The organism is Streptomyces liliifuscus, assembly GCF_016598615.1.
Taxonomy (GTDB): domain Bacteria; phylum Actinomycetota; class Actinomycetes; order Streptomycetales; family Streptomycetaceae; genus Streptomyces; species Streptomyces liliifuscus.
This window is the reverse complement of sequence record NZ_CP066831.1, coordinates 7907257-7931292: the sequence shown is the minus strand read 5'-3', so window position 1 is coordinate 7931292 and position 24036 is coordinate 7907257. Positions and strand designations below refer to the sequence as shown.

Annotated in this window: 20 protein-coding genes; 2 read left to right on the top strand and 18 right to left on the bottom strand. The window is 69.6% G+C overall.

The genetic code is table 11. From position 1 onward, the window contains the following. Positions 1–31: 31 nt before the first annotated feature. Positions 32–601 (bottom strand): dienelactone hydrolase family protein, encoded by a 570-nt coding sequence (locus JEQ17_RS34130; protein WP_200398842.1) that lies wholly within the window; start codon positions 599–601, stop codon positions 32–34. A gap of 121 nt (positions 602–722) precedes the next feature. Here JEQ17_RS34130 and JEQ17_RS34125 point away from each other — a divergent pair, with 121 nt between their 5' ends. Continuing rightward, positions 723–1844, top strand: coding sequence for a mechanosensitive ion channel family protein (locus JEQ17_RS34125; protein ID WP_200398841.1), 1122 nt, complete (start codon positions 723–725; stop codon positions 1842–1844). A 151-nt stretch (positions 1845–1995) separates the two neighbouring features. Here JEQ17_RS34125 and JEQ17_RS34120 read toward each other — a convergent pair whose 3' ends face one another. From JEQ17_RS34120 to JEQ17_RS34100, 5 genes are all read right to left on the bottom strand, one after another. Further along, positions 1996–3582, bottom strand: a complete 1587-nt coding sequence (locus tag JEQ17_RS34120) for a Na+/H+ antiporter (protein ID WP_200398840.1) — start codon at positions 3580–3582, stop codon at positions 1996–1998. A gap of 265 nt (positions 3583–3847) precedes the next feature. Then, the gene (locus tag JEQ17_RS34115; protein WP_200398839.1) at positions 3848–4318 is read right to left on the bottom strand and encodes a GNAT family N-acetyltransferase; all 471 of its coding nucleotides are present in this window, start codon (positions 4316–4318) and stop codon (positions 3848–3850) included. After that, a complete protein-coding gene (locus JEQ17_RS34110; protein WP_200398838.1) occupies positions 4315–5259 on the bottom strand; it encodes an RluA family pseudouridine synthase in 945 nt (314 codons plus the stop codon). Before JEQ17_RS34110 ends, JEQ17_RS34115 begins: the two co-directional genes overlap by 4 nt. Before the next feature lie 81 nt (positions 5260–5340). Continuing rightward, entirely contained in the window at positions 5341–6015 is a 675-nt protein-coding gene (gene lspA, locus JEQ17_RS34105; protein WP_200398837.1) for a signal peptidase II, read from the bottom strand. 110 nt (positions 6016–6125) lie between these two features. Beyond that, positions 6126–7349, bottom strand: coding sequence for a TraR/DksA family transcriptional regulator (locus JEQ17_RS34100; RefSeq protein ID WP_200398836.1), 1224 nt, complete (start codon positions 7347–7349; stop codon positions 6126–6128). A 622-nt stretch (positions 7350–7971) separates the two neighbouring features. Between JEQ17_RS34100 and ileS the strand changes: the two genes are divergently transcribed. Further along, positions 7972–11124, top strand: a complete 3153-nt coding sequence (gene ileS / locus JEQ17_RS34095; protein WP_200398835.1) for an isoleucine--tRNA ligase — start codon at positions 7972–7974, stop codon at positions 11122–11124. Positions 11125–11329: 205 nt separating this feature from the next. On the opposite strand, the gene JEQ17_RS34090 is transcribed toward ileS, so the two are convergent. The 12 genes from JEQ17_RS34090 to JEQ17_RS34035 form a co-directional block, all read right to left on the bottom strand. Then, a complete protein-coding gene (locus tag JEQ17_RS34090; RefSeq protein ID WP_055612104.1) occupies positions 11330–12517 on the bottom strand; it encodes a DivIVA domain-containing protein in 1188 nt (395 codons plus the stop codon). A 55-nt stretch (positions 12518–12572) separates the two neighbouring features. Continuing rightward, positions 12573–12857, bottom strand: a complete 285-nt coding sequence (locus tag JEQ17_RS34085) for a YggT family protein (protein ID WP_055612103.1) — start codon at positions 12855–12857, stop codon at positions 12573–12575. A 50-nt stretch (positions 12858–12907) separates the two neighbouring features. Continuing rightward, on the bottom strand, positions 12908–13549 hold the full coding sequence (locus JEQ17_RS34080) for a cell division protein SepF (protein ID WP_200398834.1): 642 nt from the start codon (positions 13547–13549) through the stop codon (positions 12908–12910). Positions 13550–13677: 128 nt separating this feature from the next. After that, entirely contained in the window at positions 13678–14397 is a 720-nt protein-coding gene (locus tag JEQ17_RS34075; RefSeq protein ID WP_200398833.1) for a YggS family pyridoxal phosphate-dependent enzyme, read from the bottom strand. 6 nt (positions 14398–14403) lie between these two features. Further along, a complete protein-coding gene (gene pgeF / locus JEQ17_RS34070) occupies positions 14404–15135 on the bottom strand; it encodes a peptidoglycan editing factor PgeF (protein WP_200398832.1) in 732 nt (243 codons plus the stop codon). Further along, the gene (gene ftsZ, locus JEQ17_RS34065; RefSeq protein WP_055612099.1) at positions 15132–16328 is read right to left on the bottom strand and encodes a cell division protein FtsZ; all 1197 of its coding nucleotides are present in this window, start codon (positions 16326–16328) and stop codon (positions 15132–15134) included. The genes pgeF and ftsZ overlap by 4 nt, the downstream gene beginning before the upstream one ends. Before the next feature lie 275 nt (positions 16329–16603). Next, on the bottom strand, positions 16604–17389 hold the full coding sequence (locus JEQ17_RS34060) for a cell division protein FtsQ/DivIB (protein WP_200398831.1): 786 nt from the start codon (positions 17387–17389) through the stop codon (positions 16604–16606). A 23-nt stretch (positions 17390–17412) separates the two neighbouring features. After that, positions 17413–18501 carry an undecaprenyldiphospho-muramoylpentapeptide beta-N-acetylglucosaminyltransferase gene (gene murG / locus JEQ17_RS34055; RefSeq protein WP_143637845.1) on the bottom strand — a complete coding sequence of 363 codons (1089 nt, stop codon included), beginning with the start codon at positions 18499–18501 and terminating at the stop codon, positions 17413–17415. 6 nt (positions 18502–18507) lie between these two features. Beyond that, entirely contained in the window at positions 18508–19872 is a 1365-nt protein-coding gene (gene ftsW / locus JEQ17_RS34050) for a putative lipid II flippase FtsW (RefSeq protein WP_200398830.1), read from the bottom strand. Between the two features lie 262 nt (positions 19873–20134). Next, positions 20135–21574 carry a UDP-N-acetylmuramoyl-L-alanine--D-glutamate ligase gene (gene murD / locus JEQ17_RS34045; protein ID WP_200398829.1) on the bottom strand — a complete coding sequence of 480 codons (1440 nt, stop codon included), beginning with the start codon at positions 21572–21574 and terminating at the stop codon, positions 20135–20137. Further along, positions 21556–22626 (bottom strand): phospho-N-acetylmuramoyl-pentapeptide-transferase, encoded by a 1071-nt coding sequence (gene mraY / locus JEQ17_RS34040; RefSeq protein ID WP_200398828.1) that lies wholly within the window; start codon positions 22624–22626, stop codon positions 21556–21558. The genes murD and mraY overlap by 19 nt, the downstream gene beginning before the upstream one ends. Beyond that, positions 22623–24035: a UDP-N-acetylmuramoyl-tripeptide--D-alanyl-D-alanine ligase gene (locus JEQ17_RS34035; RefSeq protein ID WP_200398827.1), complete on the bottom strand. Its 1413-nt coding sequence runs from the start codon at positions 24033–24035 to the stop codon at positions 22623–22625. The genes mraY and JEQ17_RS34035 overlap by 4 nt, the downstream gene beginning before the upstream one ends. Position 24036 lies beyond the last annotated feature (1 nt).

Genomic DNA, 24036 nt, shown 5'->3' with positions numbered 1-24036 from the left:
CCCAGCCGGCTACCACCGGACCACAGCCGCGCTACAGGCTGTCGAGGAAGCCGAGCGCCACCTGCCAGGTGGCCTCGGCGGCCTCCTTGTCGTAGTCCGGCAGGCCGGGGTCGGTGTAGAGGTGCCCGGCGCCCGCGTATCTGTAGATCTCCACGTCGGCGCCCGCCTTCCCCATCTGCAGATACCAGGCGCTCAGCCAGTCGTCGGGCTCGAAGGCGTCCGGCTCCGCGACATGCAGCTGGACCGGCAGATCGTCCACCGAGGCGTTCGGCGCGAGGTCGGACGTGCCGTGCAGGAGCAGCAGCCCGCGGGCCTTGCTGTCGCCGAGCGCGAGGGTCTGGGCGGTCGCCGCGCCGAGCGAGAACCCGGCGTACACGATTCCCCGGTCCGAGTAGGGGGCCGCGGCCAGGATCGCGCGCTTCAGCAGCTCCTCCTTGCCGAGCTCGTCCTTGAAGGCCCTGCCCTCCTCGACGGTCTCGAAGGTGCGCCCCTCGAAGAGATCGGGCGTCCACACCTCGTGTCCCGCCGCACGCAGCCGGTCCGCCGCGTCACGCACCGCGGGCCGCAGCCCGTAGGTCGAATGGAAGAGCATGATGTTCATGAGCCCATGGTGCCAGCCGCGACCGACAATGCCGGGGCCGGGCGGGACCGGGTGATGGCCACGGGCGATGGGGCCGAGACCACATGTTCATGACGGCCCCTGTCCGGTTACGGTCGAGGGCATGGAGAACGTGCTGCGCCCGCTGATCGTCGTCGGCGGCTCGCTCGTAGTGACGCTGCTGGTCGGCTGGATCGCCGACCTGTTGCTCAAGCGTGCCGTCCAACGCCACCAGGGGGTCCCTCTGTGGGGCCTGCTGCGCCGCTGCCGCCTGCCACTGCAGGTCGTGATGTGCACGGCGCTGCTGAGAGGGTCCTACGACCAGGCCGAGATCGCCGTCGACCACTCCGCCGGGATCGGCCAGCTCCTGACGCTGGTCCTCATCGGCTCCACGGCCTGGCTGGTGATCCGTATCGCGACGGCGATCGTCGACTCCTCGTACTCCCGCTACGCCAACGCCCACCGCGATCCGGCCCGGGTCCGCCGAGTCCGTACGCAGGTGACGCTGATCCAGCGTGTGGTGTCGGCGATCGTCGGTGTGGTCGCGGTCGCCGCGATGCTGCTGACGTTCCCCGCGATGCGCGCGGCCGGCGCCTCGCTGCTCGCCTCGGCCGGCATCCTCGGCATCGTCGCCGGTGTGGCCGCGCAGTCCACGCTCAGCAACATGTTCGCCGGGCTGCAGATCGCCTTCGGCGACATGGTGCGCATCGGCGACACGGTCGTGGTGGACGGCGAATGGGGCACGGTCGACGAGATCACCCTGACCTTCCTGACCGTCCGCACCTGGGACGAGCGCCGGATCACCATGCCGGTCTCGTACTTCACGTCCCAGCCGTTCGAGAACTGGTCCCGCGGCGGTGTGCAGATGACCGGCACGGTCTTCTTCCACCTGGACCACAGCGCGCCCGTCGAGGAGATGCGCGACAAGCTCCGCGACATCCTTCGCGAGTGCCCCGCCTGGGACGGCCGCGACTACGGCCTCGCCGTCACCGACGCCACCCCCAGCACCATCGAGGTGCGCGCCCTGGTCACCGCGAAGGACGCGGACGACATCTGGACGGTCCGCGTCACCGTCCGCGAACAGATGGTCCGCTGGCTGACCGCCAACCACCCCTACGCCCTGCCCCGAGTCAACACGGCCGACGCGATCCTCCCCCCGGGCACCAACCCGAACGGCAACGAAGGCCAACCCCCGAGAACAACACGGGGCCGAGCGGTGGAACCACCGAGGACGGGCCGGGGCTAGCAGGCCGGGGGCGCGCCCCAAAGGGGCGCGGGGAACGGCGCGCTCAGCCACAGCGAACGCACACTCGCCGACGAAGACGAGCCCCCACAAGAAACCCCCGCCTTGCAGGAGAGGTTGAAACGGGCGGAGCGGGCGGGAAAGCCCCAAAAGATCACCGAAGGCTCCGCACATCCAAATGCCGCAACACCCGATCCACCACCTCAGGATCGGCCCCGGCCTCGCTACGCGCGGCCAACACCTCATGCCGAGCCGCGGACAACATCTCCCCCTGAATCCGCCGAACCCGCTTGATCCGCCGAACGCGATGCTCGTGCCCCTCCCGCCGCTCGTCCTCCCCCATGTCGGGACTGATCCGGAACCCGATGTCGAAGGCCCGCCGCAACAACTGCTCGGAAAGCTCCTCCGGAAGTTCCTCGACCTCCTCGATCTCCCGCAGCCGCCGCTTCGCCGCCTTCGCCGCCCGCAGGGCCAGCGCCTTCTCGAACTCCTGCTCCCGATCCGTATCGGCCCGCACCCCCAGCCTCCGGACCAGCCACGGCAGGCTCAGCCCCTGCACCACGAGCGTCGCCATGATCACCCCGAACGCGATGAACACCATCTCGTCCCGGTTGGGAAACGGCGCCCCGCTGTCCGTCTCCAGCGGAATGGCCAGCGCGAGGGCGACGGAGGCCACTCCGCGCATCCCGGCCCACCACATGACGACGGTCTCCCGCCAGCTCGTCGGAATGTCCTCGTCGTGGTCCCGCTTCGCGTGCAACCGCTTCGTCAGCCAGGTCGCGGGCAGCAGATACGCCAGCCGTACGAACACGACGACCCCCACGATCGCGGCGGCCCACCCGAGCATCTCCTCCCACCGCCCGGACGCCGTCCTGATCGCGTTGTGCAGTTCCAGCCCGATGAGCCCGAACGCCACCCCGGTGACCAACGTGTCGACGATGTCCCAGAACGTGTGCCCGGCGAGCCGCGTCATCACGTCGTCGGCGTCGTTCGCGTACTCCGCCAGGAACAACGCGGTGGTGAGCACCGCCAGCACCCCGGACCCGTGCAGCTCCTCGGCCAGTACGTACGAGGCGTACGGCACGAGCAGGGTCAGCCCGATCTGCAGCGTCGGGTCCCCGAGGTAGTCCATCAGCCGGTTGGTGCCCCATCCGAGCCCGAAACCCATCGCCACGGCGACGACGGCGGACAGCAGGAAGTCGAGCGCGGCGCCCGGCAGCGAGAAGGTGCCGCTGACGGCCGCGGCGATGGCGACGTGGTACAGCACGATGGCCGTCACGTCGTTGAACAGCCCCTCGCCCTCCAGGATCGACACCAGCCGGCGCGGCAGCCCGAGCTTCCCCGCGACGGCGGTGGCCGCGACCGGGTCGGGCGGCGCCACCAGCGCCCCCAGTGCCACGGCGGCGGCGATCGGCAGCCCGGGCACGATCGCATGGGCGACCACGGCCACCACTGCGGTGGTGACGAACACCAGAGCCACGGCGAGCAGGAAGATCGGCCGTTTGTTTGCGGTGAACTGCCGCCAGGAGGTACGTCGTACGGCGGCGTACAGCAGCGGCGGCAGCAGCGCGGGCAGAATCAGCTCGGGCGGGATGTCCACGTTCGGTACGAAATCGAGGACGGCCAGCACGATTCCGAGCAGCGTCATCAGCACCGGCGACGGAAGCCCGAGCCGGTCCCCCAACGGGACGCTCAGCACAGCCCCGAGCAACATCACGAACAACAGGGCCAACTGATCCACGGTCAGCACTCCGGACTGGGTCTAGACGATCAAGACAGGCCAGACCCCAAGCGTGCCACTCAACAACAAACGCGCCCCTTCAAGGGGCGCGAGGAACTGCGCAATCTTTCAGAAGCGCGGGGAACCGCGCAGTTTTTCAGGGACGCCGGGAACCGCGCAGTGTTTCAGGGGCGCGGGGAACCGCGCAGTCTTTCAGGGGCGCGAGGAACTGCGCGACCAGCCCCCACCACCCCGCAGCCGATCCCACAACCGGACCCCAGCCGCCCTAAAGCCCCCGCCGCATCGCCAGATGCGCGATCCCCGCATCGAAGAACTCCGGCCCGTACGCCACATACCCCAGCCGCTCATAGAACCCGAGCGCATGAGTCTGCGCATGCAGATCCACCGCCGTCAGCCCACGCGCGCGTGCCGCGTCCTCGATGCCCCGCACGAGCGCGACCCCGACACCGAGTCCACGCGCGGCCTTGAGGACGGCGAGCCGCCCCAGGGACCCGACACCGGGCTCACCGCCGGTCTTGGCGGCCGCCACCTCGCCGTACAGCAGCCGCCCCGCACCGAACGGCAGCCCGTCCTCGCGCACCGCGACCACATGCACGGCATCGGCGTCGTACGCGTCGTACTCGAGGTCCTCAGGGACCCCCTGCTCGACGACGAAGACCTCCTTGCGCACCGCGAAGCAGGCCTCACGGTCGGCGGGGTCCTCGGCCACACGCACCACGTAGGACGGCGAACTCATGCGTAGCTTTCCTCCCGGACACGGTCCAGCGCCTTCTGCAGGTCCTCCGCGTAGCCGCTCTCGAACTCGACCCACTGGCCGTCCCCGGGGTGCTCGAAGCCGAGCTTCACGGCCTGCAGCCACTGCCGGGTGATCCCGAGCCGCTTGGCGAGCGTGGGGTCCGCGCCGTACGTCAGGTCGCCGACGCAGGGGTGCCGGTGGGCCGACATGTGGACGCGGATCTGATGCGTGCGCCCGGTCTCCAGCTTGATGTCGAGCAGCGAGGCCGCACGGAACGCCTCGATCAGGTCGTAGTGCGTCACGGAGGGCTTGCCCTCGGCCGTGACCGCCCACTTGTAGTCGTGGTTCGGGTGCCGGCCGATGGGGGCGTCGATGGTGCCGCTGGTGGGGTCCGGGTGGCCCTGGACGAGCGCGTGGTAGCGCTTGTCGACCGTGCGCTCCTTGAACTGGCGCTTCAGCGACGTGTACGCGTACTCCGACTTGGCGACCACCATCAGGCCCGAGGTGCCGACGTCGAGGCGGTGCACGATGCCCTGGCGCTCCGAGGCTCCCGAGGTCGAGATCCGGTACCCGGCAGCGGCGAGGCCGCCGATCACGGTCGGCCCGGACCAGCCGGGGCTGGGATGCGCGGCGACGCCGACAGGCTTGACGATCACGACCACGTCGTCGTCGTCGTGCACGATCTCCATGCCCTCGACGGGCTCGGCGACGATCTGCACGGGCGCGGGCGCCTGCGGCATCTCGACCTCGAGCCAGGCGCCGCCGTGCACCCGCTCGGACTTACCGACCACCGAGCCGTCGACCGTGACCTTCCCCGCCGCGGCAAGCTCGGCGGCCTTCGTGCGGGAGAAGCCGAACATGCGGGAGATGGCGGCGTCGACACGCTCGCCCTCCAGGCCGTCGGGCACGGGCAGGGTACGGATCTCGGGACTGGTGCTCACCCGTCGAGTATGCCGGACAGGTCCGACACCCCTGACCAGAGCCCGAACAACAGTGCCTCCCGACAGCCCGTGGGCGGGCTCTCAGTCCTTGTGGACGGTGCCGTCCGGGTCGAGCCCCCGGAAGGACAGCAGCACGATCAGGATGCCGCCGCAGACGATCGCGGAGTCGGCGAGGTTGAAGACCGCGAAGTGCTTGGGCGCGATGAAGTCGACGACCGCGCCCTCGAAGACGCCCGGCGCGCGGAAGATCCGGTCGGTGAGGTTGCCGAGCGCACCGCCGAGGAGCAGGCCGAGCGCGATCGCCCAGGGAAGGCTGTAGAGCTTGCGGGCGAGCCGGGCGATCACCACGATCACGGCCGCCGCGATCACCGTGAAGATGACGGTGAAGGCCTCGCCGATACCGAAGGCCGCGCCCGCGTTGCGGATCGCCTCGAACCTCAGCCAGTCGCCGATGATCTCGATCGGCTCGTGGTGCTCCAGCTTCGCGACCACGATCATCTTGCTGATCAGGTCCAGCGCGTACGCGAGGACGGCGACCGTGAACAGCACGGCGATCCGGCGCTTGCCCCTGGAGGGCCCGGCCGGGGCCGCCGCCTCCTCGGAACCGGAGTCGGAGCCCTCGCTCCCGGCCGGGTCCTGCGCCCCCTGGGCGTCGGACCGCTCGCCCGCCGCCGCGCTCTGGTCGGTCTGCTCCGGCTCGGCGCCAGCCGCCTCCGGGATATCCGGCGTACCGATGATCCGCTCCGCCTCTGCCACGTGAGTCCCTCAACCTAGGTGCCTGACTGAGGACGAGAGTACGGCACGGCCCACCGCGCCCATGTGCTCAGGAGGCGCACCGGGCCGATCAGTATCGGATCATTGGCCGATCAGTAACGGCGCTCCTGCTTCTGCTTGCACTCGACGCACAGGGTGGCACGCGGGAAGGCCTGCATACGGGCCTTCCCGATGGGGTTGCCACAGCTCTCGCAGAGCCCGTACGTGCCCGCGTCCAGGCGTTCGAGGGCGCGCTCGTCCTGCTCCAGCATCTCCCTGGCGTTGGCCGCGAGCGCCATCTCGCTCTCGCGCGTGATGTTCTTGGTGCCGGTGTCGGCCTGGTCGTCGCCCGCGCCGTCCCCGGAGTCGCGCATCAGGCCCGCCAGGGACTCCTCGGAGTGCGTGATCTCGGCCCGCAGCCGCAGGGCCTCCGACATCAGCCCCGTGCGTGCCTCCGCGACCTCCTCCGGGGTCCAGGGGTCCTCACCGGGGCGTACCGCGAGCTCGCCTGGCTCCGCCGCGGCGAGCCGTGCCTTGGGGACCGCGCCGGCCTTGCTCGCCGCCGTGGCCGTGGCCGTGCCAGGAGTCTTCTTCGCAACCACCGTCGTGGCTCCCGTCGTCTTCGCGGCCTCCGCCGCACCCTCGGCCGCTGCAGCGACCGCTTTCTTGGCCGTACGTGTGCCCTTCCCGCCCGCCTTCCGCGAGGGCTCCGCGGCGGAGACGCCCGCCTCACCCGCCCCCTTGCCGGCGGCACTCTTCCTGGCGGCCTTCTTCGCAGGAACCCCCTTGGCGGCCGCCTTCTTGGTGGAGGCCTTCTTGGTCCCGACCCTCTTCGTGGCGGCCGTTTCGGCGATCGCACCCTCCGTGGAGGCCGCCGCGACCGCCCTCTTCGGTACGGCCGCCCCCGCGCCGGCCCTCTTCGGAGCAGCCACTTTCCTGGTGGCCGACTCCTTGGTGGCACCTTTCGTGGTGACCGACTTCTTGGCGGCCACCTTCTTGGTGACCGCTTTCCTCGCGACCGCCTTCTTGGTGGCCGTTTTCGAAACGGCCTTCTCCGGAGAAGCGGTCCCCACGGCGTCCTTCTTCGCCGCGGCCTTCTTCACAGCGGCCGTTTTCGTGACGCCGACCTTCGTGGCACCCGCCTTCGTAACGCCCGCCTCCATACCGGCTTCCTTCGTACCGGCTTCCTTCGTAGCGGCCGTTCTCCGACCGGCCGTCTTCGTGCCGCCGACCGTCTTCTTGGCCCCGCCCTGCTTCGCCGCGCCCTTCTCGGAACGCTCCGCCCCCGTGGATCTGCCGGATGCCGACTGCTGTACGGCGGTCTTCTTCGCCACCATGGCCGCGGCCCCTTCACATATTGTGATCTTGCTCGCGAATCGTGCTGGGACGATAAATCGACTTGAGTCCCGCGGCAACGGGGCACGCCGCCCGATTCGCCCGCCCCGCCCGTACCGCGCGGCGAGCCTGCAAGCGTTGTGCCCAGCTCCCCGCCGGGTAATCCGCCGAGTCGGCCGTCCCAGGATGCGAACACGGCCGCCTCGGCATTCGGGTCAGTCCGGGCACCTCCCCGGCGCCCCGCCGCCCCTCGCCCGCGGGCCCGGGAAAACCGGTCGGCCGCTGTCCGCCCGGCGCCGTACACTGGGCGGAGCGAGAAGCGTGGATGGGGACGAGTAGCGGCGTACGCAGCCAGGAGCGACCCGGGGACGGTGCGAGCCCGGGGGCCGGCGCGACGTGAAGATCACCCCGGAGCCGCCGGAAGAAAGCCGCAGCCGAGAGGCACGAAAGGCAGCGGCCGGTAGACCCGGCATCGCGACCCCAATGAGGGGGCTCACCGGCGCGCAGGAAGCGGCGGAGAGCCAAGGAGGGTGGTACCGCGGGAGCGCGCCGCACACGGCGTAGGTGACAACACAGCTCTCGTCCCTCCGGACGGAAGGCAGAAAGTCCGCCGGAGGAAGCTCGTTGAATACGCAGCCGAGTACACAGCCGCAGTACCGCCAGGTCCCCGCCCAGGTCGACCTGCCCGCCCTCGAGCACGCCGTGCTCGACTTCTGGCGCGAGCAGAAGATCTTCGCCAAGACCCTGGAGCAGTCCGAGGGCCGCCCGGAGTGGGTGTTCTACGAGGGCCCGCCCACGGCCAACGGCATGCCCGGTGCCCACCACATCGAGGCGCGCGTCTTCAAGGACGTCTTCCCGCGCTTCCGCACCATGCGCGGCTACCACGTGGCCCGCAAGGCCGGCTGGGACTGCCACGGCCTCCCCGTGGAGCTGGCGGTCGAGAAGGAGCTCGGCTTCAACGGCAAGAAGGACATCGAGGCGTACGGCATCGCCGAGTTCAACGCCAAGTGCCGCGAGTCCGTGACCCGCCACACCGACGCCTTCGAAGAGCTCACGACCCGCATGGGTTACTGGACCGACCTGAACGACCCGTACCGCACGATGGACCCCGAGTACATCGAGTCCGTGTGGTGGTCGCTCAAGGAGATCTTCAACAAGGGCCTGCTGGTCCAGGACCACCGCGTCGCCCCCTGGTGCCCCCGCTGCGGCACGGGCCTCTCCGACCACGAGCTGGCGCAGGGCTACGAGACGGTCGTCGACCCCTCGGTGTTCGTCCGTTTCCCGCTCACCTCCGGTCCGCTCGCGGGCGAGGCCGCGCTCCTGGTGTGGACGACGACCCCGTGGACCCTGGTGTCCAACACCGCGGTCGCCGCCCACCCCGACGTCACCTATGTCGTCGCGACGAACGGTGACGAGAAGCTGGTCGTCGCCGAGCCACTCGTCGAGAAGGCACTCGGCGAGGGCTGGGAGACCACCGGCCAGTCCTTCACGGGCACCGAGATGGAGCGCTGGACGTATCAACGTCCGTTCGAGCTCGTGGAGTTCCCCGAGCCCGCGCACTACGTGGTGAACGCGGAGTACGTCACGACCGAGGACGGCACGGGTCTGGTTCACCAGTCCCCCGCCTTCGGCGAGGACGACCTCAAGGTCTGCCGTGAGTACGGCCTGCCCGTGGTGAACCCGGTCCGCCCCGACGGCACGTTCGAGGAGGACGTCCCCCTGGTCGGCGGCGTCTTCTTCAAGAAGGCCGACGAGAAGCTCACCGAGGACCTCCAGCAGCGCGGCCTGCTCTTCAGGCACATCCCGTACGAGCACAGCTACCCGCACTGCTGGCGCTGCCACACCGCGCTCCTCTACTACGCGCAGCCGTCCTGGTACATCCGCACCACGGCCATCAAGGACCGCCTCCTCCAGGAGAACGAGAAGACCAACTGGTACCCGGACTCGGTCAAGACCGGCCGGTACGGCGACTGGCTGAACAACAACATCGACTGGGCGCTGTCCCGCAACCGCTACTGGGGCACCCCGCTGCCGATCTGGCGCTGCGAGGACGACCACCTCACGGTCGTCGGATCCCGCACCGAGCTCTCCGAGCTGACGGGCACGGACCAGTCGGGCCTCGACCCACACCGCCCGTTCATCGACGAGGTCACCTTCGCGTGCCCCCAGTGCGAGAAGACGGCCACGCGCGTGCCGGAGGTCATCGACGCCTGGTACGACTCGGGTTCGATGCCGTTCGCACAGTGGGGCTACCCGTACAAGAACAAGGAACTCTTCGAGTCCCGCTACCCCGCGCAGTTCATCAGCGAGGCCATCGACCAGACCCGCGGCTGGTTCTACACACTGATGGCGGTCGGCACGCTCGTCTTCGACAAGTCGTCGTACGAGAACGTCGTGTGCCTCGGCCACATCCTCGCCGAGGACGGCCGCAAGATGTCCAAGCACCTGGGCAACATCCTGCAGCCGATCCCGCTGATGGACCAGCACGGCGCGGACGCCGTCCGCTGGTTCATGGCGGCCGGCGGCTCCCCCTGGGCGGCCCGCCGCGTCGGTCACGGCACGATCCAGGAGGTCGTCCGCAAGACGCTCCTCACGTACTGGAACACGGTCGCCTTCCAGGCCCTGTACGCCCGCACGTCCAACTGGGCGCCCAGCGAGGCCGATCCGGCCCCGGCGGAGAGGCCCGTTCTCGACCGCTGGCTGTTGTCCGAACTCCACGCGCTCACCGACCAGGTGACACAGGCTCTGGAGGCGTACGACACCCAGCGCGCCGGAAAGCTCCTCTCGGCGTTCGTCGACGACCTGTCCAACTGGTACGTACGCCGCTCGCGTCGCCGCTTCTGGCAGGGCGACAAGGCGGCGCTGCGCACCCTGCACGAGGTCGTCGAGACGATCACGCGCCTGATGGCCCCGCTGACCCCGTTCATCACCGAGCGGGTCTGGCAGGACCTGGTGGTGCCCGTGACCCCGGGCGCCCCCGAGTCCGTACACCTGACGTCCTGGCCGGAGGCGGACCTGTCCGTCATCGATCCGGAGCTGTCCACACAGATGGTGCTCGTACGCCGTCTCGTGGAGCTGGGCCGTGCCACGCGCGCGGAGTCGGGTGTGAAGACGCGTCAGCCGCTGTCCCGCGCACTGGTGGCGGCGACCGGGTTCGCGGCCCTCGACCGTGAACTGCACGCGCAGATCACGGAAGAGCTGAACGTGAGCGCGCTGGCCTCCCTCTCAGAGGTGGGCGGCTCGCTGGTCGACACCACCGCCAAGGCCAACTTCCGTGCGCTGGGCAAGCGGTTCGGCAAGGGCGTCCAGGCGGTGGCCAAGGCCGTCGCCGAGGCCGACGCGGCCGCGCTGTCCCTGGCCCTGCGCGAGGGCACGGCGTCGGTGGAGGTCGACGGCGAGACCATCACGCTCGCCCCGGACGAGGTGATCATCACGGAGACCCCGCGCGAGGGCTGGTCGGTCGCCTCGGACTCCGGCGCGACGGTCGCCCTTGACCTGGAGATCACCGAGGAGCTGCGTCAGGCCGGCCTGGCCCGTGACGCGATCCGCCTGATCCAGGAGGCCCGCAAGAACAGCGGCCTCGACGTGGCCGACCGGATCGCCCTGCGCTGGACGTCCACGGACCCGAAGGTGACCGCGGCGCTCACCGAGCACTCCGCCCTGATCGCCGACGAGGTCCTCGCCACGGACTTCGCCCAGGGCGAGGCGGACGACACGTACGGCGCCCCGTTCACGGACGAGTCCCTGTCGCTGACGTTCCGCCTCCGCAAGGCGTAGCAACAGTTCGAAGGCCCGGTCCCGCCAAAGATCTTGGCGGGACCGGGCCTTCGGCGTTGCGTGCCCGCGTACAGCTGCCCGCGTCCTCCGAACACGCACACGCACTCGGCCGAGCCGCACACGCCCACGCAAAAGGGCGGAGCCCCGGATGTAATCCGGGGCTCCGCCCTGAACGCTGCCGACGCCTAAGGCGTACGGGAGGCCGTCAGTTGTCGTCCTCGTCGATCAGAAAGCCACGCATCGGCGAGGGCGCCTGCTGCATGGGCGAGGGGCCCTGCGGCCGGACCGGCGCCATCGGCTGGGTCATGGCCGGCGACATCTGCTGCTGACCACCGTAGGACGGCGGGGCCGGAGCCGGGCCACCCATCTGCTGGCCGCCGTACGACGGCGCGCTCGCCCCGGCCGGAGCCATGGACGGGCTCGGCGACGACGGAAGCGACGCGGCGGCCGGAGCACGCGGCGGAGCCAACGAGTCGTCGGCCTGGGTCTCCAGCTGACGCAGCTGCGACTCCAGGTAGGACTTCAGACGCGTGCGGTACTCGCGCTCGAAGCCGCGCAGGTCCTCGACCTTGCGCTCCAGCGTGGCGCGGGCGGACTCCAGGGAGCCCATCGCCACGCGGTGCTTCTCCTGCGCGTCCCGCTCAAGAGCGTCGGCCTTGGCACGGGCGTCGCGCTCCAGGCCCTCGGCGCGGCTGCGGGCCTCGCCGACGATCTTGTTGGCCTCGGAACGGGCCTCGGCGATCGCCTGGTCGGCGGTCTGCTGCGCAAGCGAGAGCACGCGGGCGGCGCTGTCGCCACCGGGGCCCTGACCGGGCTGACCCATCTGCGGGCCACCGTGACCGCCCATCGGGCCACCCATGGGACCGCCCATCGGGCCGCCCATCTGCTGGGGCATCTGCTGCTGCATCTGACCCTGCATCTGCTGCTGCATCTGACCGGGACCCTGACCCATGGGGCCCTGGCCCATCGGACCCTGCCCCATCGGGCCGGGACCCTGCTGGCCACCCTGGGCGCTGGGGCCCGCGGGAAGCTGCGGCGCACCGCTCGGCAGCTGGGGCGGGCCGCCCATGGGGCCGCCCATCTGCTGCTGCGGCGGACCCGATATGCCGGCGGGCACGGGAGCACCGGGACCGCGCATGCCCTGCGGCGGACCCTGTTGTTGCTGCGGATCCTGCTGTTCGGGCGGCTTGCGCATGCCCTGCTGCTGGTTCTGCGCGGCGGCGCGTGTGGCGGCGGCCAGCTTGGCGCGCAGGTCCTCGTTCTCGCGGAGCAGGCGGGTCAGTTCGGCTTCGACCTCATCGAGGAAGGCATCGACCTCGTCCTCGTCATAGCCTTCTCGGAGGCGGACGGTCGTGAACTGCTTGTTCCGCACGTCCTCGGGGGTCAACGGCATCTCTTCACCTCAACGTAGTCGTCGGCATCGTCGGCGTTCGGCAAGACCGTATCGTTCACAGCCGGCTCACAACGGAGATCAGGATGTAGACGATGATCATCAGTACGAAGAAGGACAGGTCGAGCGCCACGCCCCCGAGACGCAGCGGCGGGATGAACCGCCGCAGAAGCTTGAGCGGTGGATCAGTGACAGTGTAGGTGGCCTCCAGAACGACCACCATCGCCTTGCCGGGTTGCCATGAGCGGGCGAACTGGAAGACGTAGTCCATGACCAGCCGGAAGATCAGCACGATGAGGAAACACATCAGCGCGACGTACAGAACCTGCGCAACCACGCTCATGATCCGTGCTTCCCTCTCCCCTGTTTCCGTGCCTTGTCCGGTCCTGCGTCTCAGCTCTGGTTGAAGAACCCGCCCTCTGCGATGCGAGCCTTGTCCTCCGCCGTGACATCGACGTTAGCAGGCGACAACAGGAACACCTTCTGCGTCACCCGCTCGATGCTCCCGTGAAGACCAAACACCAAACCGGCCGCAAAGTCGACAAGTCGCTTCGCGTCTGTGTCATCCATCTCAGTCAGATTCATGATCACCGGAGTGCCCTCACGGAAGTGTTCCCCGATGGTACGGGCCTCGTTGTAGGTCCGGGGGTGCAGTGTGGTGATCCTGTACGGCTCTCGTTCCGACACGACCTTGGGCATGATCACCGGTGCGTTCTTCTCCATGCTTTGACGTTCTTGTGTGATGGACGCCACGGGGGCGATTCGCGCGGGACGCCCGGATTCCGCGGTGAGCGAAGCGGAATGCGACACGGGATCCCGCTGCACGGGCGGCTGTACCACTCGTACCGATTCGTCCCGTTGAGACTGATGCGGCTGGTGTGATTGATGCGACGGCTCATGCCGTCGGCGGTCCCGCTCGGGCTCCGGATCAAGCTCGGGCTCGAAGTCGTCGTCGGGGTCGAAGCCCCTGCCGTCGTACCCATCGTCCTCCACGAGGCCGAGGTAGACCGCCATCTTGCGCATCGCGCCGGCCATGCTCTGAGTCCTCCGCTCTGTGGTGGATCGGCTGACTGTTGCCAAGTGCCCGCGATCCACGAGGTCGTTATGCCCACCTATGGTGGTAATGACCATATTTTCTGCTGTGGTCCGACTTCTTGGCGACGTTACCCGAGCCTGGGGCGGACTCCGAGTACCGCAGTACCGACGCGCACATGTGTCGCTCCGGCTGCCACGGCCTGTTCGAGGTCCGCACTCATCCCTGCCGAGACCATGTTCGCAGCCGGATGGGCGCTGCGCAGGTCAGTCGACAAATCCATCAGCCGCTCGAACGCCGCCGGTTCACGCCCCGCGTACGGTCCGGTGAGCGGGGCGACGGTCATCAGTCCGTCGAGCCTGAGACCCGGAGCCCCGGCCACGAGACCGGCCAACTCCTCGATACCACCGGTCCCTACACCACCGCGCTCCCCCCGTCCAGTCTCCTCGGCATCGAGTGCGACCTGAATGAGGCACCCCAGCTCGCGCTCCTGCCGCACCGCCTCCTTCGACAGGGCGGCGACGAGCCGGGCCCGGTCGACGGACTGCACGACATCCGCGTAACCCACCACGGAACGCACCTTGTTGGTCTGCAACTGACCGACAAAGTGCCAGGAGAGGGGCAGATCGGAACAGGCCTCGGCCTTGGGCGCCGCGTCCTGGTCACGGTTCTCGGCGACGTGGCGCACACCGAGTTCCGACAGGATCCGCACATCGTCGGCCGGGTAGGTCTTGGTGACCACGATCAGGGTCACTTCTTCGCGCTTGCGCCCGGCGGCCACACAGGCCGCCGCGATACGCTCTTCCACTTTCGCCAGGTTTCCGGCGAGTTGAGCCTTACGGTCCGTCATGCCCCATCAGTCCAGCCACACATAGCCCGCGAGCCGACCGGTGGTGCGGTCGCGGCGGTACGAGAAGTGATCATCGGACTCCAGCGTGCACACCGGCGACTGCTCCCGGTCGCGCACCCCGAGCCGCTCCAGTTGCGCGTGCACCCCCGCGGTCACGTCGACCGCCGGCGTGCCCCAACTCGTCTCGGCGTACGCCGCGGGCTCGACGGCGGCCACTTCGGCGCGCATCGCTTCGGGTACTTCGTAGCAACGGCCGCAGACGGCGGGGCCTGTGCGGGCGATGATCCGCGCGGGGTCCGCGCCCAGCGACTCCATCGCGTCGACCGCCTCGGACACGATCCCGGCGACCATGCCGGGCCGGCCGGCGTGGGCCGCGGCGACCACTCCGGCGACCGGGTCGGCCAGCAGGACCGGGACGCAGTCGGCGGTGAGTACGGCGAGGGCGAGGCCCCGGGTCGCGGTCACCAGGCCGTCGACCGGCGGAGTGGACCGGGGGTCGGTCCACGGCCCGTCGACCTCGGCGACGTCATTGCCGTGCACCTGGTTCATCCAGACCACACGACTGGCGTCGAGCCCCAGGGACTTGGCGGCCCACGCCCGGTTGGTCAGTACGGCAGCGGGGTCGTCACCGACCGCTCCGCCGAGGTTGAGCTCCTCGTACGGAACGGCGCTCACCCCGCCCCACCGGTCGGTGAAGGCGAAGTGCGCGCCGCTCACGGTCTCGCGCTGTCGTATCACTTGAGGAAGTCCGGCACGTCCAGCTCTTCGGCCGCACTGTCGGAGTACGTCCGCGACGGCGGGACCGGCGGGGAGACCGACGGCAGTTCGTTGCTGACCGGCTCCGGAGTGGGCTCCGGGGCCTCCTTCGGCGTGACACTGCCCAGCGAGCCGAAGGACGGGCGACTGTCGCCCGACCGGGCCGGTGTGGGCTCGTCACGCTTGGCGGAGGACGAACCGAGGACGGTGTCCCGCTTGGACGGGGGCTGTCCGCCGTCGAAGCCGGCCGCGATGACGGTGACCCGGACCTCGTCGCCGAGCGCGTCGTCGATGACCGCGCCGAAGATGATGTTGGCCTCGGGGTGCGCGGCCTCGCTCACCAGCTGGGCGGCCTCGTTGATCTCGAACAGGCCGAGGTCGGAGCCGCCGGAGATGGAGAGCAGCACGCCTCGGGCGCCGTCGATGGACGCCTCCAGGAGCGGCGAGGAGATCGCCATCTCGGCCGCGGCCACCGCGCGGTCGTCGCCGCGGGCCGAGCCGATGCCCATGAGCGCCGAACCCGCCTCGGACATCACGGACTTGACGTCGGCGAAGTCGAGGTTGATCAGACCGGGCGTGGTGATGAGGTCGGTGATGCCCTGAACACCGGAGAGCAGGACCTGGTCCGCCGACTTGAAGGCGTCGAGGACCGAGACCTGGCGGTCCGAGATGGACAGCAGCCGGTCGTTCGGGATGACGATGAGGGTGTCGACCTCTTCGCGGAGTTCCGCGATGCCGTCCTCGGCCTGGTTGGCGCGGCGCCGTCCCTCGAAGGTGAACGGACGCGTGACCACGCCGATGGTGAGCGCGCCGAGCGAGCGGGCGATGTTGGCCACGACGGGTGCGCCGCCGGTGCCGGTGCCGCCGCCCTCGCCGGCTGTCACGAAGACCATGTCGGCCCCCTTGAGGACCTCCTCGATCTCCTCGCGGTGGTCCTCCGCCGCCTTGCGGCCGACGGCCGGGTTGGCTCCGGCGCCGAGTCCGCGGGTGAGTTCGCGGCCGACGTCGAGCTTGACGTCGGCGTCGCTCATCAACAGCGCCTGGGCGTCGGTGTTGATGGCGATGAACTCGACACCCTTGAGACCGACCTCGATCATCCGGTTGATGGCATTGACACCACCGCCGCCGACACCGATGACTTTGATGACTGCGAGGTAGTTCTGCGGTGCTGCCACGTCGAAGGCCTCTCGCCTCGAGTTACGTGTCGCCGCCTCGCACGTTCGCGATCCGACGACTGATGCCGAATGGGACGGTCCGAACGCCGACCCGAACCCTAACGCTGAAGTTTAGGGTTACCAGTGTGTCTGTTCCTTGGACTCTTCCGAACAGGACACTAAGTCGACAAGTGGCGCACGTTCAACGAACACGCCGAACCTCCCGTTTTTCTTTTCACCCTATGTGATCAGCCGTAGCGCTGCCCAACCAGGGTGCTGGCCTGCGCGGATGTGCGTCAACTCCCCGATGACGCAGGGGCGGTGGGAACGCTGACATCGAAGTGCCGCGCCTCTGGAGCGGCTTTCATGAGAGCGCTGAGCGTACGGGCCTTGACGCCGCTCTTCTCGCCACTTCCCCACAACACGGTCCGGTTGCCGCTCAACTCCAGCGAGATGGAGTCGTACGAACGGACCTTGACGACCTGGGTGTCACGCGCGACCGCGGCCGGAAGGGAACCCGTGACGCGCACCGCCTCGCGCATCAGCCGGTCGGTCCCGAAGCGGCGCAGGCCCGCGGACCGGGACACCGCCAATTCCAGCGCGGGAACGCCCTTCGGGGCGCGCGAAACCGTGGCATAACGCACGCCCTTGGCGTCCACTTCGACGAACTTTCCGCCCTTTTCGGCAATGAGAACCGGAGTGCGTTCGATCACTTTCAGCCCGATTCCATGGGGCCAGGAACGCACGACGTCAACCGAGTCAATTCGGGGCAATTTCTGGCGCAGTCTCGCCTCAATCACATCGGTGTCGACTGAAATCAACGGCAATCCGACCGGAACGTCGGCCGCCTCGACGACCTGATCGGGCGTCAGGACCCGTGTCCCCGAAGCCGATACGCGCTCCACGCGCAGCCACTGCGAGCCGTAGAGCACCCAGAGACAGCCCGCGCCGAGCAGAGCGAGGCAGACCACCGGAATGATGAGCCTACGAGGCTTCGGGAGCCTCCTGAGAAGGGGTGGCCGGGGCGGGCCGGAGTCCAGATGCTGCCGTTCGCCGCGTTCGGCGGTGGTCGGTCCGGCCACGCTCCCCTGCCTTCTGCCACGCGCTAACGGCGTGACGCGATCGCCTCGTACACCATCCCGACGAGCAGGTCGTCGGCGTCCCGGCGGCCGAACTCGGAGGCGGCGCGGGACATCTCGAACAGCCGGTGCGGATCGGCGAGCACGGGCAGGACGTTGGTCTGCACCCACTGCGGCGTCAGTTCCGCGTCGTCGATCAGCAGTCCGCCGCCGGCCTTGACCACCGGCTGGGCGTTGAGCCGCTGTTCGCCGTTGCCGATGGGCAGCGGGACGTAGACGGCCGGGAGCCCGACGGCGGAGAGTTCGGCGACGGTCATCGCGCCCGCGCGGCAGAGCATCATGTCGGCCGCGGCGTACGCGAGGTCCATCCGGTCCACGTACGGTACCGGGATGTACGGGGGCATCCCCGGCATCTGGTGGACCTGCGGCAGTTCGTTCTTCGGGCCGACCGCGTGCAGGATCTGGATGCCGGCCTGCTGGAGGTACGGAGCGGCCTGCTGGACCACCTCATTGAGGCGGCGGGCGCCCTGCGAGCCGCCCGAGACCAGCAGGGTCGGCAGGGCGGGGTCGAGCCCGAACGCGGCGCGTGCCTGCGGGCGTACGGCGGCCCGGTCGAGCGTGGCGATCGAGCGGCGCAGCGGGATGCCGATGTAACGGGCGTCGCGCAGCTTGCTGTCCGGTGTGGAGACGGCGACCCTGGCGGCGTACCGCGAACCGATCTTGTTGGCGAGGCCGGGGCGGGCGTTGGCCTCGTGGATCACGATCGGCACGCCGAGGCGCTTGGCCGCGAGGTAGGCGGGCAGGGCGACATAGCCGCCGAAGCCGACGACCGCGTCGGCCTTGGTGCGCTCAAGGATCTGCTCGGCCGCCTTGATCGTGCCGCGCAGCCGCCCGGGGACGGTGATCAGTTCGGGGGTGGGCTTGCGCGGCAGCGGTACCGCGGGGATCAACGCGAGTTCGTAGCCTCGCTCTGGTACGAGTCGGGTCTCGAGTCCGCGCTCCGTGCCCAGGGCCGTGATACCCACGGTCGGGTCCTGCCTGCGCAGGGCGTCCGCGAGGGCGAGCGCGGGCTCGATGTGGCCGGCGGTCCCCCCACCGGCGAGTACGACATGCACCGAAATTCACCGCTCTCCGGACGAACGCGCCGCGGCGCGCCGTCGCATCGTGTTCCATCTCCGAGGCCCCGCGGCCCCTGCGGAGCCTCTCACCGCAGCCCGCTTTCTGCCAAAGCGGGGTTGCCGCATCGCAAGCGCCGCCCGCGCAGCGGGATCCTCACGCGCGAAGGCGATGAGGAGTCCGATGGCGAACATGGTCGGAAGCAGGGCGGAACCCCCGTAGGAGAACAGCGGGAGAGGGACGCCGGCGATCGGCAGCAGGCCGAGCACCGCACCGATGTTGATCACGGCCTGGGCCGTGATCCAGGTGGTCACGCCTCCCGCGGCATACCTCACGAAGGGGTCCTCCGTGCGTCCGGCCACGCGGATACCCGCATAGCCTAGAGCCGCGAAGAGTGCGAGTACCGACAGCGTCCCCGCGAGGCCCAGTTCCTCACCGGTGATGGCGAAGATGAAGTCGGTGTGGGCTTCGGGCAGTTGCCCCCATTTCTCCACACTGGCGCCGAGGCCGGAGCCGAAGAGCCCGCCGGAGGCGAGGGCGTAGATGCCGTGCACGGCCTGCCAGCAGTCGACGGGGCCCGACTGGGGTTCGGTGGCCCCCAGGCAGGAGAGACGGGCCATGCGGTTCGGGCTGGTCTTGATGAGGATGAAGCCGATGGTCAGGGCGACGGCGAGGACGCCCCCGAAGAGCCGCGTGGGCGCCCCCGCGAGCCACAGCAGGCCGAACAGGATCGCGGTGAGGATGATCGCCGTGCCCATGTCGCCGCCGAGCATGATCAACCCGAGCAGCATGAAGGCCACCGGAACGAGCGGCACCAGCATGTGCTTCCACTGCGCCAGCAGCCGCTTGTCCTGTTTGCGGGCGAGCAGGTCGGCCCCCCACAGGACGAGGGCGAGCTTGCCGAACTCGCTGGGCTGGAGCTGGAAGGGGCCGCCGACCGAGATCCAGTTCTGGTTGCCGTTGACCGCGACTCCTATCCCCGGCACCTGGACGAGGATCATCAGGAAGACCGAGCCGAGCAGCATCGGATAGGCCAGCGCCCGGTGCAGTTTGGACGGCATCCGTGAGGCGGCGAGCAGCAGCAGACCGCCGAGCACGGCGGCGAGGAACTGCTTGCGGAAGAAGTACGACCCGGGCAGCGACAGCTGGAGCGCGGTGATCTGCGAGGCCGAGTACACCATCACCAGACCGAGGACGGTGATCAGGAGGCTGCCGCCGAGGATCAGGTAGTAGGCGGTCAGCGGCCGGTCCCAGGCACGGCGTACACGCGTGTAGAGGCGGCCTACGGGGTTGTCACGAGGGGGGCGGGGGCCGGAGGGCCGGCGGGGGGCCCGCTGGACGGGAGGACGCCCGGTACGGCTACTGGACATCGGCGGCGCCTGCCATGCCGTGGGAGGGCGTCCCGCCGGGAATCTCCCCGGACCGTTCGCCGGGGATCCCTCCGGACCGTTCGCCCGGGACCCCTCCGGAGTGTTCGCCCGGGATTCCCCCGGCACGTTCGGGCCCCGGGGGCGGGACGGGTCGGCGCAGTGCCGTGCCATCGGCGGAGTGCCACCGACGAAGCCCCAGCCGGATCCGTGTCACGCGTCCCTCCCAGGTGTGCCCGGCGCCGCCGGGCGAGGCGGACCCGGGTCAGCCGTCGACGGCGCCGAGTTCGCGAACCGCCTCCGCGAAAGCGTCGCCGCGCTTGTTGTAGTTGGTGAACATGTCCATGGACGCACAGGCCGGCGCCAGCAGGACAGTGTCCCCCGGTTCGGAGAGCCGTGCGGCCTCACGAACCGCCGCGAGCATCGCCCCAGTGTCGGTCCGGTCGAGGTCGACCACGGGTACTTCCGGCGCGTGTCGCGCGAGCGCTTCACGGATGAGGGCCCGGTCGGCGCCGAACAGGACGACGCCCCGCAGTCGCTTTGCCGACTTGGCGACCAGCCCGTCGAAGGTCGCGCCCTTGGCGAGCCCGCCGGCGATCCACACGATCGACTCGTACGCCGCCAAAGAGGCTTCCGCCGCATGCGTGTTGGTGGCCTTGGAGTCGTCGATGTACGCGACCCGGTCCACGTCGGCCACGTGCTGGATGCGGTGGGCGTCGGGCTTGAAGGCCCGCAGACCGTCCCGTACGGCCGTGGCGGGCACCCCGAAGGCGCGGGCCAGGGCCGCCGCCGCAAGGGCGTTGGCGATGTTGTGCGGGGCGGGCGGCTGGACGTCCGCGATCTCGGCGAGTTCCTGGGCCTGCTTGTGCCGGTCCTCGACGAAGGCGCGGTCGACCAGGATGCCCTCCACGACGCCGAGTTGGGACGGGCCCGGGGTGCCGAGCGTGAAGCCGACCGCCCGGCAGCCCTCCTCGACGTCCGCCCCGCGCACCAGGTCCTCGGTGGCCTTGTCGGCCATGTTGTAGACGCAGGCGACCCGATTGCCCTCGTAGATACGTCCCTTGTCGGCGGCGTACGCCTCCATGGAGCCGTGCCAGTCGAGGTGGTCCGGGGCGAGGTTCAGGACGGCGGCGGAGTGGGCGCGCAGCGAGGGCGCCCAGTGGAGCTGGTAGCTGGACAGCTCGACGGCCAGTACGTCGTAGGCGTCGTCGCCTTCCTGGACCACGTCGACGATCGGCGTGCCGATGTTGCCGACCGCGGCCGTACGAAGGCCCGCGGCGGCCAGGATCGAGGCGAGCATCTGTGTCGTGGTGGTCTTGCCGTTGGTGCCCGTGATGGCGAGCCAGGGGGCGGCGTCGGGGCCGCGCAGGCGCCAGGCGATCTCCACGTCGCCGACGACGTCCACGCCCGCCTCGGCGGCGGCCTCGAAGAGGGGGCTGGCCGGCTTCCAGCCCGGCGAGGTGACGACGAGGTCGGTGCCCTCGGGAAGCGTCTCGGCATCTCCGAGACGTACCGAAATGCCTTGCCCCTCAAGGGAGGCGGCCCGTTCCCGGTGTGCCTCCGAGGAGCCCCCGTCGACGACCGTGACCGACGCGCCGAGGCCGGCCAGGGCGCGGGCGGCGCTGATGCCGCTCACGCCGAGACCGGCGACGGTGATGTGCATGCTCTGCCAGTCGGGCGCGGTGGTCACTTCTGGGCTGCCCATCCGGCGTAGAAGAGGCCGAGTCCGACGATCACGCACATGCCCTGGATGATCCAGAAGCGGACCACCACAAGGACCTCGGACCACCCCTTGAGTTCGAAGTGGTGCTGGAGCGGTGCCATTCGGAAGACGCGCTTGCCGGTGAGGCGGAACGAGCCGACCTGGATGACGACCGACATGGTGATGAGGACGAAGAGACCGCCGAGCAGCGCGACCAGCAGCTCGGTGCGGGAGCAGATCGCGAGGCCGGCGAGCGCGCCGCCGAGGGCCAGCGAACCGGTGTCACCCATGAAGATCTTGGCGGGCGAGGTGTTCCACCACAGGAAGCCGAAACAGGCGCCCATCAGGGCCGCGGCGACGACGGCGAGGTCGAGCGGATCCCGTACCTCGTAACAGGCGGCCGGGTTGGTGAGGGTCTGCGCGTTGGCACAGGACTCCTGGAACTGCCAGACACCGATGAACGTGTACGCGCCGAAGACCATCACGGAGGCACCGGTGGCGAGGCCGTCCAGACCGTCCGTGAGGTTCACGCCGTTCGACATCGCAAGGATCATGAACAGCGCCCAGACCACGAACAGCACCGGGCCGATGGACCAGCCGAAGTCCTGCACGAAGGAGAGCTTGGTGGAGGCCGGGGTGTTGTTGCGGTTGTCCGCGAACTGCAGCGCGAGCACCGCGAAGGAGACACCGACAATCAGCTGGCCGGCCATCTTCGCCTTGGCCCGCAGGCCCAGCGAACGCCGCTTGACGATCTTGATGTAGTCGTCGAGGAAGCCGACCAGGCCCATGCCCGTCATCAGGCCGAGCACCAGCACTCCGGAGAACCTCGGCGGCTGGCCGGTGATCACCTTGCTGAGGAAGTACGCCAGGAGCGTGGCCAGGATGAAGGCGATACCGCCCATCGTCGGCGTACCGCGCTTGGCGTGGTGCTCGCGCGGGCCGTCGTCGCGGATGTACTGGCCGTAGCCCTTGCGTGCCAGCAGCTTGATCAGCAGAGGGGTGCCCACGAGAGTCAGGAAGAGGCCGATGACTCCCGCGAAGAGGATCTGATTCATCGGACGGCAACCTCACCCTCGGTGCCCTCGACCAGCGCCTCTGCGACCCGCTCCAGGCCGACCGACCGGGACGCCTTCACGAGTACGACGTCTCCCGGGCGCAGTTGACTGCGCAACAGGTCGATCGCCGCCTGTGTGTCGGACACGTGCACCGACTCCTCACCCCACGAACCCTCGTTATATGCGCCCAGTTGCAGCCAGGACGCTTCCCTGCCCCCGACCGCGACGAGCTTGCCGACATTGAGCCGGACGGCGAGCCGTCCGACCGCGTCGTGCTCGGCGAGCGCCTCGTCCCCGAGCTCGGCCATCTGACCGAGCACCGCCCAGGTCCGCCGCCCCTTGCCCATGGCCGCGAGCGCGCGCAGGGCGGCTCGCATGGACTCGGGGTTCGCGTTGTAGGCGTCGTTGACGACCGTCACGCCGTCCGGGCGCTCGGTGACCTCCATCCGCCAGCGGGAGAGGGTGCCCGCCTCGGAGAGCGCGGTGGCGATCTCGTCTGCGGACATGCCCAGCTCATGGGCGACGGCGGCCGCGGCGAGCGCGTTCGACACGTGGTGCTCACCGTACAGGCGCATGGTCACGTCGCTGCACCCGGAGGGTGTGTGAAGCCTGAACGCGGGCTGTCCGCTCTCCGTGAGCGTCACGTTCTCGGCCCGTACGTCCGCTTCGCCGGACTCTCCGAAGAGGATCACGCGTGCTTTCGTCCGCGAGGCCATGGCTCGTACGAGGGGATCGTCGGCGTTCAGGACCGCCACGCCGCCGGCTTCCGCCGGGGGCAGGCCCTCCACCAACTCGCCCTTGGCCTGGGCGATTTGCTCCCGGCCGCCGAACTCGCCGATGTGGGCGGTGCCGACGTTCAGGACGAGGCCGACCTTCGGGGGTGTCAGACCCGTGAGGTAGCGGATGTGCCCGATGCCGCGGGCCCCCATCTCCAGGACGAGGAAGCGGGTCTCCTCGGTGGCGCTGAGGGCGGTGAGCGGCAGCCCGATCTCGTTGTTGAGCGAGCCCGGTGTGAAGACCGTCGGCGCCTTGCGCTGCAGCACCTGGGCGATCAGGTCCTTGGTGCTGGTCTTGCCCGCGGAGCCGGTGAGGGCCACGAGGGTCGCGCCGAGCCGCTCGACGACATGGCGTGCGAGGGCGCCGAGGGCCGCCTGGACGTCGTCCACGACGATCGCGGGCACGCCGACGGGCCGTGACGCCAGCACGGCCGCCGCGCCCGCCTCGACGACGCTCGCCGCGAAGTCGTGACCGTCCACGCGCTCGCCCACGAAGGCGACGAAGAGGCTGCCTGGCTCCACCTCACGGGAGTCTCTGACGACCCGTCCGGTGACCTTGACCGACGGATCCGGTATGTCGTGTGTCTGCCCGCCGACGACTGAGGCGATCTCGGCGAGAGAGAGGGCGATCACA

What these genes read in the sequence shown, in the direction of transcription:
- JEQ17_RS34130 (WP_200398842.1), bottom strand. Translation starts at nt 601, where the DNA reads ATGAACATCATGCTCTTCCATTCGACCTACGGGCTGCGGCCCGCGGTG.
- JEQ17_RS34125 (WP_200398841.1), top strand. Translation starts at nt 723, where the DNA reads ATGGAGAACGTGCTGCGCCCGCTGATCGTCGTCGGCGGCTCGCTCGTA.
- JEQ17_RS34115 (WP_200398839.1), bottom strand. Translation starts at nt 4,318, where the DNA reads ATGAGTTCGCCGTCCTACGTGGTGCGTGTGGCCGAGGACCCCGCCGAC.
- JEQ17_RS34100 (WP_200398836.1), bottom strand. Translation starts at nt 7,349, where the DNA reads ATGGTGGCGAAGAAGACCGCCGTACAGCAGTCGGCATCCGGCAGATCC.
- JEQ17_RS34090 (WP_055612104.1), bottom strand. Translation starts at nt 12,517, where the DNA reads ATGCCGTTGACCCCCGAGGACGTGCGGAACAAGCAGTTCACGACCGTC.
- JEQ17_RS34085 (WP_055612103.1), bottom strand. Translation starts at nt 12,857, where the DNA reads ATGAGCGTGGTTGCGCAGGTTCTGTACGTCGCGCTGATGTGTTTCCTC.
- JEQ17_RS34080 (WP_200398834.1), bottom strand. Translation starts at nt 13,549, where the DNA reads ATGGCCGGCGCGATGCGCAAGATGGCGGTCTACCTCGGCCTCGTGGAG.
- JEQ17_RS34075 (WP_200398833.1), bottom strand. Translation starts at nt 14,397, where the DNA reads ATGACGGACCGTAAGGCTCAACTCGCCGGAAACCTGGCGAAAGTGGAA.
- ftsW (WP_200398830.1), bottom strand. Translation starts at nt 19,872, where the DNA reads ATGTCCAGTAGCCGTACCGGGCGTCCTCCCGTCCAGCGGGCCCCCCGC.
- murD (WP_200398829.1), bottom strand. Translation starts at nt 21,574, where the DNA reads ATGGGCAGCCCAGAAGTGACCACCGCGCCCGACTGGCAGAGCATGCAC.
- mraY (WP_200398828.1), bottom strand. Translation starts at nt 22,626, where the DNA reads ATGAATCAGATCCTCTTCGCGGGAGTCATCGGCCTCTTCCTGACTCTC.